Annotated in this window: 13 protein-coding genes; 7 read left to right on the top strand and 6 right to left on the bottom strand. The window is 35.8% G+C overall.

The features are described from left to right. Positions 1-40 precede the first annotated feature (40 nt). Positions 41-394, top strand: a complete 354-nt coding sequence (locus tag ACH63V_RS05695; protein ID WP_263613013.1) for a hypothetical protein — start codon at positions 41-43, stop codon at positions 392-394. 22 nt (positions 395-416) lie between these two features. Here ACH63V_RS05695 and bfmS read toward each other — a convergent pair whose 3' ends face one another. Genes bfmS through ACH63V_RS05710 form a run of 3 tightly spaced genes read right to left on the bottom strand, consistent with a single transcriptional unit; the run spans position 417 to position 3,018 of the window. Next, positions 417-2,066 (bottom strand): sensor histidine kinase BfmS, encoded by a 1,650-nt coding sequence (gene bfmS, locus ACH63V_RS05700; RefSeq protein WP_004710386.1) that lies wholly within the window; start codon positions 2,064-2,066, stop codon positions 417-419. A gap of 32 nt (positions 2,067-2,098) precedes the next feature. Beyond that, positions 2,099-2,815 (bottom strand): response regulator transcription factor BfmR, encoded by a 717-nt coding sequence (gene bfmR / locus ACH63V_RS05705; RefSeq protein WP_000076440.1) that lies wholly within the window; start codon positions 2,813-2,815, stop codon positions 2,099-2,101. Then, positions 2,812-3,018, bottom strand: a complete 207-nt coding sequence (locus ACH63V_RS05710) for a hypothetical protein (RefSeq protein WP_396462958.1) — start codon at positions 3,016-3,018, stop codon at positions 2,812-2,814. The genes bfmR and ACH63V_RS05710 overlap by 4 nt, the downstream gene beginning before the upstream one ends. A 329-nt stretch (positions 3,019-3,347) precedes the next feature. On the opposite strand from ACH63V_RS05710, the gene ACH63V_RS05715 reads away from it, so the two are divergent. From ACH63V_RS05715 to ACH63V_RS05730, 4 genes are all read left to right on the top strand, one after another. Then, positions 3,348-6,182 (top strand): ribonucleoside-diphosphate reductase subunit alpha, encoded by a 2,835-nt coding sequence (locus tag ACH63V_RS05715; protein ID WP_263613011.1) that lies wholly within the window; start codon positions 3,348-3,350, stop codon positions 6,180-6,182. A 55-nt stretch (positions 6,183-6,237) separates the two neighbouring features. After that, on the top strand, positions 6,238-6,372 hold the full coding sequence (locus ACH63V_RS05720) for a preprotein translocase subunit YajC (protein WP_263613010.1): 135 nt from the start codon (positions 6,238-6,240) through the stop codon (positions 6,370-6,372). Positions 6,373-6,509: 137 nt separating this feature from the next. Then, the gene (locus ACH63V_RS05725; protein WP_016804659.1) at positions 6,510-7,793 is read left to right on the top strand and encodes a ribonucleotide-diphosphate reductase subunit beta; all 1,284 of its coding nucleotides are present in this window, start codon (positions 6,510-6,512) and stop codon (positions 7,791-7,793) included. A gap of 126 nt (positions 7,794-7,919) precedes the next feature. Then, entirely contained in the window at positions 7,920-8,699 is a 780-nt protein-coding gene (locus ACH63V_RS05730; protein ID WP_343570244.1) for a tetratricopeptide repeat protein, read from the top strand. Positions 8,700-8,805: 106 nt separating this feature from the next. On the opposite strand, the gene ACH63V_RS05735 is transcribed toward ACH63V_RS05730, so the two are convergent. Then, positions 8,806-9,375 carry a hypothetical protein gene (locus ACH63V_RS05735; protein WP_396462959.1) on the bottom strand — a complete coding sequence of 190 codons (570 nt, stop codon included), beginning with the start codon at positions 9,373-9,375 and terminating at the stop codon, positions 8,806-8,808. Between the two features lie 580 nt (positions 9,376-9,955). Here ACH63V_RS05735 and ACH63V_RS05740 point away from each other — a divergent pair. Further along, positions 9,956-10,654 carry a hypothetical protein gene (locus tag ACH63V_RS05740; RefSeq protein ID WP_396462960.1) on the top strand — a complete coding sequence of 233 codons (699 nt, stop codon included), beginning with the start codon at positions 9,956-9,958 and terminating at the stop codon, positions 10,652-10,654. Positions 10,655-11,149: 495 nt separating this feature from the next. Here ACH63V_RS05740 and ACH63V_RS05745 read toward each other — a convergent pair whose 3' ends face one another. After that, positions 11,150-11,749: a TetR/AcrR family transcriptional regulator gene (locus ACH63V_RS05745; RefSeq protein WP_396462961.1), complete on the bottom strand. Its 600-nt coding sequence runs from the start codon at positions 11,747-11,749 to the stop codon at positions 11,150-11,152. A gap of 121 nt (positions 11,750-11,870) precedes the next feature. Between ACH63V_RS05745 and ACH63V_RS05750 the strand changes: the two genes are divergently transcribed. Next, positions 11,871-12,200 carry a darcynin family protein gene (locus ACH63V_RS05750; RefSeq protein WP_002050365.1) on the top strand — a complete coding sequence of 110 codons (330 nt, stop codon included), beginning with the start codon at positions 11,871-11,873 and terminating at the stop codon, positions 12,198-12,200. A gap of 179 nt (positions 12,201-12,379) precedes the next feature. Here the strand turns inward: ACH63V_RS05750 and ACH63V_RS05755 are convergent, their stop codons facing one another. Then, positions 12,380-15,622 carry an RNA-directed DNA polymerase gene (locus ACH63V_RS05755; RefSeq protein WP_368568567.1) on the bottom strand — a complete coding sequence of 1,081 codons (3,243 nt, stop codon included), beginning with the start codon at positions 15,620-15,622 and terminating at the stop codon, positions 12,380-12,382. Positions 15,623-15,790 lie beyond the last annotated feature (168 nt).

Raw genomic sequence — 15,790 nt, forward strand, 5'->3', positions numbered from 1 at the left:
TGCCATGTATGCTAGTAACAGATAATAAGGAGAAAAATGTATGAATCTAGAATATACGCATAAACCAGACTATTACTTGTTTGCACAATTACTCGTGCGACACATAGAAAGCTATATTCAAAAACATCCAGATGCAGATAATGCCATTTTTGACTTGCGTGATGTCTATGAAATTTTTAGACAAGATTTCGCGTCAACAACAACAAACCTAGAAGGCATTTTACATATTGCGGATTCATATAGAGTTGAAACATTGAATGGAGACCAACCTCTTATTCAAAAATATCAAATCGATGCTAAAAACAATTCGCTGTTAATTGACTTTAATATAGATGCGCTAAACAGTCTAAGAAGCGGAAAACCAATTTTAGAGCCTGATGCCACTCAGTTATAAATAAACCAATAAAAAAAGCACCTTATGCAGGTGCTTTTTTATTTGCTTTTAATGGCGGTTGTTTAAAGCGATGTGCTGGCCACGTCATAATAAAGCGTGCCCCACCCAAACTTGGGCTCTCATCTACTTTAATCTCACCACCAAACCAGTAAGCAATACGACTTACAATGGAAAGGCCCAAACCATAACCGCCAGATGCACGTGTACGGCTATCATCTAAACGTGCAAAGGCTTCGAATACGCGTTTGCGGTCTTGCTCAGGAATACCCGGTCCATCATCTTCAACACAAACAAAAGCCATACCATCGCTATGAATACCACCAGTGATACGCACTTTGTTATCACAATAGCGAACAGCATTACCTACCAAGTTTTGTACAACACGGTGAAGGTAACGGCGCTCTGCATCTACTTTGACATATAAAGGTGGTGGAATGAGCTCAATTTCTTTCTGTGTTTTTAAAGCTTCGGTTTCAACAGCAACCTGATCTAACACTTCAAAGAGCACAATTTCTGCAAAATCTAGCGAAGGTGTACCCTGCTCTAGTTTTGCATAGGTCATGATTTCATCAATTAAGGTATTGAGTGCTTCAATATCTTTATCAATCATGTCGACCTGATGCATACGGTGATTGTAGTCATCTTCTTCGGCTAACATTTCTGTACCAAAGCGAATACGTGCCACAGGCGTTCTGAGTTCATGAGATACCGCTCTCATTAACTCACGTTGAGCTTCAATCAAACGCTGAATATGATCAGACATATTGTTATAACTTGAAGCCAAGTTTGCCATTTCGTCACTTCCTTCAATCGGAACACGCAATGACAAATCACCCGATTTCATACGGTTTAATGCATAACGCACTTGTCGAATTTTGCGCTCTAACGGCAAAATCAAACCGTAAACACCTAAACTTAATAAGAACAGGCTAAATAAGGTAATACCCGCAGAAAGCTGTAAAGGCATCCAGTTAAACATTGGAACTGGGCCCAACACTAACACTTGTGCAGGATGATTCGGGATTGGAGAAACAATCGAAATGGTTGTACCACGTACTGTTGCACTATCTTTATACAACATGACACTTTGGTCTTGGCGTAAACGTCCAATCTGTTCAGAGTCCAGATTTACATCTTGAATGTTTTGAATATTGATTGGATATGAGAAGTGTTTTTGAATCTTGGCAAGGTACTCTTGTTCCTGCCCCGGATAAAACATTAGATAGTCGAGTACAAAAATAGGAAGAGCCTTCATTTGACGTTCACTAATTTTGTCGACTTTTATAGATAGATAATGTTGTGGGTCGTCACGCAAACCAATAATGACATATGCAATGCTATTACTGGCATCGTAACGAACAACAGATTTTTGTGCTTCGATCCGCTTTTTCTCGGTTCTAGACAATTCAACCTTGCTTGCATCGGTATAGTAAATTGGAAGTTCGAGCAAATCAGATGCGTCAGAAATCCAATCTATCTTTTGCTGCTTCCCAGGTTGTCGAGCAACCCCTTCACTAATGACATAAGAAATACCATCAGTTAAAGATTCTCGGTATTCTTGTGCGCGTTGGTAGTTGATAATTTGTACCAGTAAATACCCAAAAACAGCCACCAAAACAACAAGAATTACCAGCCCCGCATATATTCGCAGGAATATACTGTGTTTAAACACTCGACCAACCTTATAGGAAGTTTAATCAGATTTTACAATCCATTGGTTTCTTTAACAAACAAGTAACCTTTACTACGTACAGTTTTAATACGTTTTGGATTTTCAGGATCATCGCCAATTTTTGGACGAATACGTGAAATACGTACGTCGATTGAACGGTCTTGACCATCGTATTCGATACCACGTAAACGTTCGAAGATATCTTCACGCGATAAAATGCGACCAGCGTTTGAAGCAAGCAACCATAACAAGTCATATTCAGCACTTGTAAAGTCAACAAGCTCACCATTTAAGGTTACAGAGCGGCCACCGTTGTCGATAACAAGGTCGTCAAACTCAATACGTTGAGCAACTTCATCTTCAACAGTTTTATCTGTGCGACGTAATAGTGCACGAATACGCGCTAATAATACACGTGGTTGAACTGGTTTAGCGACATAATCGTCTGCACCCATTTCTAGACCAAGTACTTGGTCCATGTCTTCAGTACGCGCAGTCAACATCAAAATAGGTTGATGGTAGTGTGGGCGAACTTCACGACAAACGGTTAAACCATCTGCACCCGGCAACATGACATCCAAGACCACAAGATCTGGTTGCTCACTAATAATACGACGAATTGCACGGTTACCATCAGTTTCTACACCAACTTCCAAACCGTTGCGGATTAAATACTCTTGAGTTAATCGCGCTAAACGCTCGTCGTCTTCAACGATCAGAATCTTTGGTAACTTTTCTTCTTGGCTCATATCATTGCCCCTATAAATCTCATTACATGCATCTTAAAAATCTTGCAGATACATTCGTTTATCATTTGCAATATACACACGTTTACATTGTAAACAAGTAGGCGTTCACCAAACTGATACATGACAACCATGTTTTGTTGCATTTTATTAACCTTTGAATTTTCAAGTGTTTTTGATATCTGTTGATTATTCTTATATGTCATAATCTATTCATATTTCCTATGTATGAATATTAAACAAATTATTTCTTTGATGAATTTAAATTCGCTCAAGTGCTTGTTTTTTGAGTTATCCACAAAGTTATCTATAAGTGTTTTTTCATAGCTTTGGTATGCTATCTCCCGACAAATCATACAGATAAAAAATTACTAAAAAGTCAAGATTGATCTAGCTTAAAAAATCCCGTATCTTGTGTTGAAAATAAACTTTAACTACTAAGTCTTGTGTTTATCCCTCAAATATCGTGGCATGTTTTTTGCTCGGTTCAAACGGTCTATGAACATAACAAAAGTGACAATGGAGCTATGCTGGCATGAGCGTAATTACTTCGACTCCTGGTCAAATTCAGGTGATTAAGCGTACTGGAGATGTTGCTGCATTTGATGCAGAGAAAATTTCTGTTGCGATTGGTAAAGCTTTTCTTGCTGTGGAAGGTCAACAGAGTTCGGATTCAAGCCGTATTCATGACCGTATTACCCAGTTGACGGAAATGGTATTAAATACTTTTAAACGCCGTTTACCATCGGGCGGTACGATCCATATTGAAGAAATTCAAGATCAAGTAGAACTTGCTTTAATGCGTACTGGGGAACAAAAAGTTGCCCGCGCTTATGTAATTTACCGCGAACAACGTGCTAGCGCTCGTCAGCAAACAAATTCAAACCACCACCCTACCTTGCAAGTTACTGATGCAAACGGTCAGCTTCAACCACTTGATTTAAGTGCGTTACAAGCAACTGTAAATAGAGCTGCTGAAGGCTTAGAAGGTATTGAGGTTCAAGCAATTATCGATGAGACCGTTAAAAACTTATATAACGGCGTAAAAGAAAGCGATATTGCTACCACCATGATGATGGCAACACGTACGCGTATCGAACAAGAACCTAACTATACATACGTAACTGCACGTTTGCTTCGTGATGAGTTGGTCAGCACTGGTTTAGCATTCTTAGGTTTACCGGCCGATACAGCTGAAAACAATGCACTTGAAGCATTCTTGAAAAAAGGTGTAGAGCTTGATTTGCTTTCACCAGACTTGCTTAAGTTCGATTTAGAAAAACTAGCAGCAGCGATTCAGCCTGAACGTTCTAACCAGTTTACCTACTTAGGTTTACAGACTCTATTTGACCGTTACTTCATTCACTCAAACGGCGTTCGCTTCGAATTACCACAATTATTCTTCATGCGTGTGTCTATGGGTCTTGCACTGAATGAGCAAGATAAAGAAGAGCGTGCAATCGAGTTCTATAACTTGTTGTCTAGCTTTGACTACATGGCGTCTACGCCTACCCTGTTTAACTCAGGTACATTACGTCCACAGCTTTCAAGTTGTTACTTAACAACGATTGGTGATGACCTTTATGACATTTATGGTGCAATGCGTGACAACGCGATGCTCTCTAAATGGGCAGGTGGTTTAGGTAATGACTGGACTCCTGTACGTGCCCTGAACTCTTATATTAAAGGTACAAACGGTAAATCTCAGGGTGTTGTTCCGTTCCTTAAAGTTGCGAATGATACAGCCGTTGCAGTAAACCAAGGTGGTAAGCGTAAAGGTGCGGTTTGTGCGTACTTAGAAACTTGGCACTTAGACATCGAAGAATTCTTGGAACTTCGTAAAAACACAGGTGATGACCGTCGTCGTACTCACGACATGAACACTGCAAACTGGGTTCCTGACCTATTTATGCAACGTGTGTTTGAAGATGGCGATTGGACACTATTTACGCCGTCTGAAACTCCAGACCTACACGATTTAACTGGTGCTGAGTTTGCTGAACGCTATGCATACTATGAGTCTGTTGCGAAAGAACAGAACATGTTGCACAAGAAAGTACGTGCTAAAGACTTATGGCGCAAAATGCTTTCTATGTTGTTCGAAACTGGTCACCCGTGGATCACGTTTAAAGATGTATGTAACTTACGTTCACCACAACAACACGTTGGCGTAGTTCACTCATCTAACCTATGTACTGAAATTACGTTAAATACAAACCAAGACGAAATTGCAGTATGTAACTTAGGTTCGATCAACCTTGTTCAACACGTTAAAGGCGGCGTATTAGACCGTGAAAAGTTAGCGCGTACGGTTAAAACAGCAGTTCGTATGCTCGATAACGTTATCGACATTAATTACTACGCTGTACCACAAGCGAAAAACTCTAACTTGAAACACCGTCCTGTTGGTATGGGTATCATGGGCTTCCAAGATGCACTTTACGAAATGGGTATGGCTTACGGTTCTGATGAAGCTGTGAACTTTGCTGACGAGTCAATGGAAGTGATTAGCTACTATGCAATCCAAACTTCAAGCGACTTGGCTGTTGAACGTGGTGCTTACTCAACATTCAAAGGTTCATTGTGGGATCAAGGTATCCTTCCAATCGACTCTATTGAAATTGTTGCGAAATCTCGTCCAGAGCGTATGTTCGAAGTTGACCGTACTCAACGTTTAGACTGGGATACTTTACGTGCCAAAGTTCAAAAAGACGGTATGCGTAACTCAAACGTAATGGCGATTGCTCCAACTGCAACCATTTCGAACATTTGTGGTGTTTCTCAGTCTATTGAGCCAACATTCCAAAACTTATATGTGAAATCTAACTTGTCTGGTGAGTTCACTGTTATTAACCCTTACCTTGTTCGTGCATTGAAAGACCGTGGTCTTTGGGACACAGTAATGGTTAACGACCTTAAACATTTTGAAGGTTCAGTACAAAAAATTGCTCGTATTCCTGAAGAATTAAAAGCAATCTTTGCTACTGCGTTTGAAGTTGAGCCACGCTGGATTGTTGATGCTGCATCACGCCGTCAAAAATGGATTGATCAAGCACAGTCTCTTAACCTTTACATCTCTGGTGCAAACGGTAAGAAACTTGACATCACTTACAAGATGGCATGGTTACGTGGTCTTAAGACGACTTATTACCTCCGAGCTTTAGGTGCAACTTCTGCTGAAAAATCTACAATTAACACAGGTGCATTAAACGCGGTTAAACCTGCAACTGTAGAAGCAGCAGCCCCTGCAGCGGCTCCGGTCGTAGAAGCGAAAAAGCCTGAAGCAGTTGAAGAAGACGGCTTTACTCAAGCAGCTCCGGTTCCTATGGCTTGTTCAATCGACAACCCAGATTGCGAAGCTTGCCAATAACATTCAATAAAGTTGCTCTTTAAACAAAAGAGTAACTTTAAATGAGGTAAAGATTATGTTTTTTCATCTCAGCCATAACTATATGCTTGGTGTTGGAATCTTAATCTTTGCCTTTATTTTCTTTTATACGCCTATGGTTTACGCCTTTTTTAAAATCCGTGAACAAAAGCGTAAGCAAAATAAGTTGTAGGGATGATGGACCAAAGGCCCAAAATTTGGTCATACATCGATAAAACTTAATTTTGTTTACACATTATAAGCGTATAGTAGTGACATCTTCGTTTAGAGATGTCGAACATAGATATATACAACGAAGAGAGAACAACAATGTCTATCCTTAGTTGGGACGATTTTGAAGATGATTCGCAAAAACCGGCTGCACCTGAACACAAGTCTGCGCCCATCCAACCGGAAAAAACGTCTGATTCGCAGAATGTATCTGCTGCGCAGCCATCATCGCAGAGCGTGGCAGCTCCACAATCCGCTGGAACCCATTCCGTGCGATCAACAAATCCAACCGATTCAATGGCTCGAGCATCTGCAGCCTTAGAACATTTGGATGTTGCTCCTGGCCTTGAAGAGTTAGAAATGGGCGCACAACGCGTTCAGGTTGACGACAAAGCTATGATTAACTGTCGTGCAGACTTGAACCAACTTGTACCGTTTAAATACGAATGGGCTTGGCAGAAGTATCTTGACGGGTGTGCAAACCACTGGATGCCGCAAGAAGTGAACATGAACCATGACATCGCACTTTGGAAGTCTGAAAATGGCTTGACCGAAGATGAGCGTACTATTGTTATGCGTTCTTTAGGTTTCTTCTCGACTGCGGACTCTTTGGTTGCAAACAACTTAGTATTGGCGATTTACCGTCACATTACTAACCCTGAATGCCGTCAGTACATCTTGCGTCAAGCGTTTGAAGAAGCTATTCACACTCACGCTTACCAATACTGTATCGAATCTTTAGGTATGGACGAAGGCGAAGTCTTCAACATGTACCGCGAGATTCCTTCTGTTGCGCGTAAAGCATCTTGGGGCCTTAAGTACACTCAATCTTTAAGTGACCCTACTTTCCACACTGGTACTCCTGAAAACGACCAACGTTTACTTCGTAACTTGATCGCATTCTACTGCGTACTTGAAGGGATCTTCTTCTACTGTGGCTTTACTCAAATTTTGAGTATGGGCCGTCGTAACAAGATGAACGGTGTTGCTGAGCAGTTCCAATACATCTTGCGTGATGAGTCTATGCACTTGAACTTTGGTATCGACATGATTAACCAAATCAAGATTGAGAACCCTCACCTTTGGACTGCCGAGTTCCAACAAGAAGTGATTCAAATGATTCTTGAAGGTACTATGCTTGAAATCGAATATGCACGTGACACGATGCCACGCGGTGTATTAGGTATGAATGCAAGTATGATGGAAGAATATTTGAAATTCATCTGTAACCGTCGTTTATCTCAGTTAGGTTTACCAGAGCAATTTGCTGGTGTAACGAATCCATTTGCGTGGATGTCTGAGATGATGGATTTACGTAAAGAGAAGAACTTCTTTGAAACTCGCGTAACTGACTACCAAACTGGTGGTGCGTTAAGCTGGTAAGTTTAAGCATTCTTCCTCAATGTAATTTGAGGCTATAAAAAATCCGACTATATGTCGGATTTTTTATATTTATTTAAGATAACTATTAGTATGAATTGCAGTAGATTAATTTATAAGAGATACATTATGAATATAAGATATTTAATAATTTCTAGCGTCATAAGTTTATCGACTTTAAGTACTATATGTTGCTCAAAACCACTTTCACCACAAAATAATACTCAAAGTGAATTAAGTAAAATATATGAGCAAGGCGGGAAATACTTCTTAGGTAAAGAAGTACCTAAGGATTATTCAAAAGCTTTTTCATATTTTAAAAAGGCAGCCGAAAAAGGACTGCCCATTGCACAAAATGATTTAGCAGGAATGTACCTTAAGGGAATCGGGACGCAAAAAAGTGAAGAAAAAGCTTACTATTGGTATGAGAAAGCTGCGAAAAATGACTTTCCGGAGGCCCAATATAATATGGGGCTCATGTATGATAATGGCTATTATGTAAGCAAAAACAGATCTAAAGCCTTAGAGTTTTACAAATTAGCAGCTCACCAAGGTTATGCTAAAGCTCAATATAATTTGGCAAATGCTTATCTTTCGGGAAATGGTGTACAAAAAGATATTAATTTAGCTTTAGAGTTGTATAAAAAAGCTGCGGATCAAAATCTTTCAGAAGCTCAATATAACTTAGCAAATATTTATTCAGATGGTAGCTTAGTTAAACAAGATAATAAAAAAGCTCTGGAGCTATACACAAAAGTAGCTGAGAAAGGTATACCTGCGGCTCAGAACAATCTAGCTTATATGTATGCTAATGTTTACTCAGATTATGAAAATGCAAAATTTTGGTTCAAAAAAGCTGCTGATAATGGATATGAACCCGCAAAAGAGGCTTTAGAGCAGTTTCAGTAATCCACAATATATTACTTAGATCAAAAGGGTTGCTAATAGCAGCCCTTTTTCATATCTATCTCTCAACTCGATATAAAGGTAAAACTATTTTTAAATAAAATTAGGTTTATTTCTTATGCTTAACTAATTTTAAACATAATATTGAAACAACCACCACTAACCAAATTAAAATTAAATACCTCATCAATAAGGTGGGGAACATAACCCAAATCCACCAAGAAGCAACTTCCTCGTCACTTGTTGAAAAATTAATTACTCTCCCCTTTTCATCTTCAAAACGAACATTACTAGCTACAATTTTATTACCATCAAGGAATATTGAAGGATAAGGAAAAAAACTTCCTTCTAATTTAAGCAATCTTCTAGGTTTATATAAGTCACAAAATGAACCATTTTCATTTCTAAAATATGCACAATTAATAAGAAAATTTTTATTATCTCTTTCTACGACTAACGACCTTATACGTCTATTTTTAAAATGAAATTCAGGCTCATAAACAACAAAACTCTCTTTTCTAGGAGTAAAAACTATACTTGGGTTAAGAGCACAAAGCAGTACAATCACACACAAACTTAAGGAAAGGACAAGAACAAAATTTTTATAAATATACGAATATAATGAAAAAAATGGATCAACCACTTCCCTAGAGATCCACATTTTAAGTTTATAAATCACAACTATCCCCACTATAAAACAATAGTAAAAAAACCAGAAGCTAATAAAACACCTGTACTAAAAGTACCGACACATACAAGAAAATTTATAATCCATATTCTTTCTTGTTTTACATAATTTTTTAATAGTTTTACTAAGATAAATAGCAAAACTATTAAAAAACTACAAGAATATGTGATGTGATAAAAATTAGCCGTTATTCTAATTTTGAATTCAAAAAGAAATTTTATGTTAAACCGAATTATATCTCACTCAAGTTATACAGAGTGATTTTTAGTCAAAATGATTGGCGAGAACTATCAAATATGCTCGAAAAAAGCCGATTTGTGTCAAAATCGGAATTTGCTTTTTTGTAGTAGATAAAAAAATTTTTTAATTTGATTTAAAACAGCTTTTTAAATATGGTTTCAGATAACGCCTATTATATTAAATAATATTTATTTGGATAAGATGATTGATATAACATGTTTTCGTCAGTTTATCCTTAATGCCATAGGACCTTTGTTGGCTAGCTAGTGGTTTGTAAGGGATTTGAGTTAAAGTTAATTCTGGGATAAGCAATTGCTGATAAATGGTCAAAATGAATAGAAATAAAATTGAACTACTTGCTTCTGCCAATTGGTCTCGAACAAACTGGGATTTAAGTTGGGAGTCCATCATAAAGTTAGATGAGCTTTTGCCTAGAGTTGGTGAAAGGTACCAAATTTCTTTACAAGACTCTGAAGCTCAACATACTAAAAATGGGCGATATTATTTGCTTTGGCTCCCTCCACATTCAGAACTGAATACTTTATATGATCGACCAACTGAAGTTTTAAAATCTTATGTTATTGAGGCGGAATTATCTCAAGATGAGTGGATTAATGAAGGTCATAGTTTTGGGGCAGAACGAAGTTTTAGTGCAACTATAATTTCAATCAGAAGAGTGCTTGAGTATTTACCAGAAATTCAAGTTATACAGGGGCAAAAAATTTCTAAATATTTTGAATGCCTTCCTTATCGAACTGAATTCTTGAAGTGGGATAATTTTTGTTTGTTTATAGTGGAAGATCAGTATCAGCATACTGAATTGTTATTCAATATTGATCAGGAAGATTATTATTTAATATTTGTCAATGATTGGCTTTCGTATTCTTATGATAGCTATATTTGTAAGTATTTACTCGATACTCAGCAAATTGAGTTTTTAAAGAAATACATGATTGAATCAAATAAATTGACATCATGTACAGATGATTTAAAGGAAGAGCATCTAGTGCAAGGAGCCTTGTATATGTAAATAAAATTTTCACAGAGTAATTTAAGAAAATTAAACTATCCCTACGATTGAAACGGTAATCTATAATTTTAAAATACAGATAAAATTATGTGTGTTAAAAAAAATAGAAAGGTTTAACTGTTCTTTCGAATTAAGAAGAAAATCTAAAACTAATATAATACAGCTTATGCGAAATGTAATTTTTATCTGATATAAATCATAGTCTTATTTTTTAAAAAAGCCCGACTCATAGTATTTGGGCTTTTTTAATGCTTTGTCACCTTTCAGGATTACTTATTGATCAACTCTCCACAATTTCATGTAATCTCTATTAATTTTAAAGCAGATAATTTCCACTCTAATCTAAATTCATTCTTACAATGACTCACTACCCTATCCTACATACACTTAAGTAATTTGAGTATCTAAAAGCATCTTCTAAAGAATTTATCAAATCTATATGCTCTTTCTTCATAATGACATGGGTTGTGCCGCTGTAACATTGGCTTATGTTCGCTAGCTCAAATCCAAATATCCAAATACAGCTTTTTCAACTCGCTGCTGTAAATGATTTAAATCGCTTTCCCCTGCTATGCCTGCCGCGTTAATCATTCCTTTGCTTAAAGCAATTACATCTTGTGCGGCTAACTGTGCATGTGAAATGCAAAAACGCATAAACAGATCAGTAATTATGGTTTCAAGTTCGTGTTGAAGTTCACTTTCCTCAGTGTCTTTTCCAATAATTTCAGAAGCAAATTCTAAGGTTCGTGCTAACTTTGGGCGGCTCAATTGATGTTGCACAGCAGCTTGTATGATGAATTTTAGTTTTTCTTTTAAGTCTACGGCATCGTGTTGCTGTATGGCTTCAAGAATGTGATTTGAAAGTTTGGCGCGTTCACGTCGAATTAACTCAACGATTAAAGCATCTTTAGATGGAAAGTATTGATATAAGCTACCAATGCTTAAGCCAGCAAGTTCAGCCACGGCATTTGTGTTAAATCCAGCAAAGCCTAACGACTCTAAAATGCGAGCAGCCGCTTCTAAAATAGCTTCAAACGTAGCGACTGAGCGTGCTTGACGCGGGCGTTTACGTGGGTCTGGAAGGATTTCTGACATGGGCCGAAATGCGAGTATTTAATGTGAGTAATCACTCATATACTGACTGAGTCATTTTGACATGACAAGCAAATGATGTCTTTTCACTTGAATTACAACTCGGCCCAGTCATGGAGTGGTTATGTCTAGAACCTATACTTTTTTTATTCATTTAAGAGCTTTGCCTGCTTGGTTGGCTTTAGCTCGTGAAAAGCGGGCTGAGTTTAGTGCACAGAAGCTTGAACCTATTTTTGAGAAGTACCCGACTGTAAAAGTTCGCTGGTATGACGTTGAAGCGTTTAGTACTAAAGCGAGTGATATTGCTGTGTTTGAGACGACATCTCTGCAAGATTATTATTTTGTGATTGATGCGATTCGAGACTCTGAATTTTGTACAGTGCCCTACTTTGAGTTTGTAGAGATTATTCCGGCCATTGAAGATGGTTATGTGGAGTATGAAAGTTCTTTATAGAAGTTGTAAGCAATTTAATTAGATTTACGAATAGTAGATAATCTAGACGTAAATCTAATTCCTTAATAATTACAATAGAAAAGTAACTAGCTAGCTAATATTAATATATTAAAAAAATAATTTTAATATTACATTTCTAGGTCTCAAGCTTATAATCATCTGAATACTTATCTAAAGCTTTATTTTATTGGTGGTGATAATTTTCTGGATTTTATAATTTCAAAGCCTTCGGGTAATGGTTTAAACTTATCATTATCTTGTGTCCATCTCTTGGCATGACTTTGAAAAACCCTTAACTCTTTAATGTCTAAATTAGCTACTACTACAAAGTCATTTTCGCCTCCTCTAACTCTTGCTAAATCACGATTATAGGATTTTTTAGCTGGAACTCGAATTCGACTATCTCCATATACTCTATTATTTACTAAAATTGTGTAGGCATGAACATCTAAAGCAGTAGACTCAATTAATGTAGAAAAAGTCTCTAAATCCTGATTCCAGCTAAGAACCGAAAGGGCATCTACTTTACCTTGGAAACTTATTCTTGATTTACTATTTTGTAATTCGGAGCAAACCATTACTCCAAAATGAAAATTATTATGAATATAAACTGGCTTTCTAAGTGGTCTTGAAATACCATTTTTAGATTTAGGTCTTGTTATATCAAAGTCCCATTCTTTACCATATATACTTATTAACTCTTTATCTTCAGCTACAGCTGGTTCTAACTTAGGTTGCCAAATCTTAGAAAAAGTTGAATAGCCCAAACGATTATCAGCTAATATTAATACAGCTTCACTAACAAGCTTATTCTTGCTAGTATGGCGGTATTCAGTTCCTGCTATAATACTAATTCCTATAGAGCAGAGTCTTGATGCAATACTGTCCACCCATTCTAATGGTATAGATAATTCAGGAAATATTACATAATCTGGTTTAGGCTTTAATTTTAAAATGTCATTAACCAAATCAGATATTCGTTGATATCTATCCAAACTCAAATTAGGTTTATTTGCTGCTGAACTAGCCCAATCTCTTTGCGTAGTCTTTAAATTTGTTAAAGCAATAATAACATTATCTTTATTTTTTGTTCCTATTTTTAAGAATCTACGATTTTTTTTAGAATCAAGTTTTCTTCTAATATTATCATTTTGTTTATCATTTTCAATTGCTAGTAAACTTGGTTTAATCCATACACCTCGTACAGCTTGTGTATAATTAGCCCAAATTAATGCCGGTCTAATTTGACAAACCTTTCCTTCATTAGTTAAAAGCCCCATACATTCTGGTGCTAATTCAGATATTTCTAAAGGAGTGTAAGGTCTTGTGGGAAATAAATAAGGCATGTAATCTTCATAAGAATATTTACTCTGCTCGACATGCTTCAATCGTTTCTTATATGAAGATTTAAGGAATTTCTTCAGTGATTCAAAATTAATTAAATCAAATTTTTTAAACTTTATTTTAATTAATTTATTTTTCTCATTTAAAGAGCTTTCAAATAATTGCTTTGACTCCTTAAAACTCAAAATTTCTTTATATGGAATTTTAGCCAAATCAGCTTTAGCAACTAATGGAGCATTATTATAAAAATCAACAATATTAGGATCAAACATTAATAAATCATTAAAAGAGTTTATACTATCAATTAATCTTTCAAAAAATATTTTTTCAATTGCTCTTTGCTTAGTTTCTTTCTCTTTAAACAATTGTTTAGGATCAAAGTATTTTGTCGCTGCATCAATAAATAATATTGTTAGCGAACCCAAAATATATTTCCATATTTCTTCACGAAGCTGACATTGTGTCCCATTAATTTCACCTAATGGTTCAAAAATTCGATCTTTTAAAACATATAGTGCTTGATAGCATTTCAAAACTATTAAATGTGCTTGCTGCCATTCATTAAGACTAATAGCAAAGCCAAGAAGACGAGGTAAATAAGTGAAATGATCAAAAATAACATCTGCTCTTAAAATATGATTATAAGCAAACTGATAAAACTCATCTCTCTGCTCCTTCCATGCCCTTGGAGGTAAATCTCTAGCAAGAGCTTCCACATGCCTTAGTTGTAAAGACCAACTTAACCTTCTTATTGTTAAGCCATCAGCACGACGCAATGTATCTGCATTTTCACCTACACTTCCAGCAGCAGATAAAACCTTTGCAGCTGTTGATTTATCTAGTTGGTCAGGAGATGGCATTAAACGATGTTCACTTGAAAGTTCATAAATATCTTTTTCAATACTATCAAGCAAATCTAAACCCATTTGTCCCTCTAAAATAAATAGCTTTTGCTTATTAGATTGCAAACGAATTTGGGTTTTATTATTTTTAAAATATGGTTGATTAATAGACCAGATGCTAGGTTCATCTTTATCTTGAACTAAAAATTGTTCTCCTATGCGCTCCTTTAAAAACTTCATGAGTTTATCACTATTTGTTATATCTCCTGTATCCTTTAAAACCAAGAACATATCATCCACATAGCGACCATAATGTATAGGTGTCAACTTTTCATTAATCAATTTATCCCAGTTATGAAGTATCATATTTGATATAATTCTACTAGCAGTTAGTCCTATTGCTAGTCCACCTTTTATATTTTCAGACTGAACTGAAATTCTTTTTGAAAAGTTTATAGCTTCTTTCGCCCATTTTTCTAAAAAATTGGCTAATTCTTTATTAAATAGAAGTTCTTCTTTATCAAGCTCAATACCAAAGGACTCATATAGTTTTTTAGATGAGAGAATTTTCGGATCAATATAATGATAATAGCTTTTCAAATCTAAAGAGACGGCTATCACGCTTTTGTCTTTTTCGAGTTCACATCTAATAGCATTTAAACCATCATTACGCCATTTTTGATAAGGTTTAAAATAAGGTAAAAAAGAGCCTATTGCACTGATATGAAAAGGTTTATAATTTTCAAGAGGTGAATCATTTTCAATACGTTTAAGTCTTGCACCATAGCAAGATTCTGATAGTTTTTCATCGAACTTCTCGCCAATCATATTTATCCATAAAGCAGAAATAATATGAGTTTCTACAGGGAAGTCTCCAATTATTCGAAAAGAAGGTTCTAATTTATTTTCAGAAAATAAATTATCTAATATTTTTTTTGGATTCGAAAAATGTACATGTCCTATAGAAGAATTATTTTTCTTTTCAATTTTTAATTTTTTTGGAACGACTCGATAATCACCTAGAAACTTTTTATTTGACTTAAATCCTTTATCTTGCTTAAGTTGTGTAAGTAAAAAATTTAAATTTTCTAATAAGTTTTGCTCATATTTCGCAAATTTTACAGCTGTAGGAAATGTATTCTCAAAAAAACAATCTGCTTTAGCTTTTCTATAAGCCACCAATAAATCTTCAATTTTAAGATTTTCCCACCCTGTAAAACTTGCTTTATATGTCATGTCTTTCCCCACAAATTATATTTTTATTATTATTCAATATGACAATAACGATCTCAAGTTAATTATTAATCTAAACTTTAATACCTTATTCTTTCACCCTTTCAAAAATTTTAGATAATTTATTAATTTCAGGAACTGTCTTTAGATCTAAATTACTCAATCATTAAT

The organism is Acinetobacter sp. ABJ-A23_2 (assembly GCF_044538765.1).
Classification (GTDB): Bacteria; Pseudomonadota; Gammaproteobacteria; order Pseudomonadales; family Moraxellaceae; genus Acinetobacter; species Acinetobacter nosocomialis_A.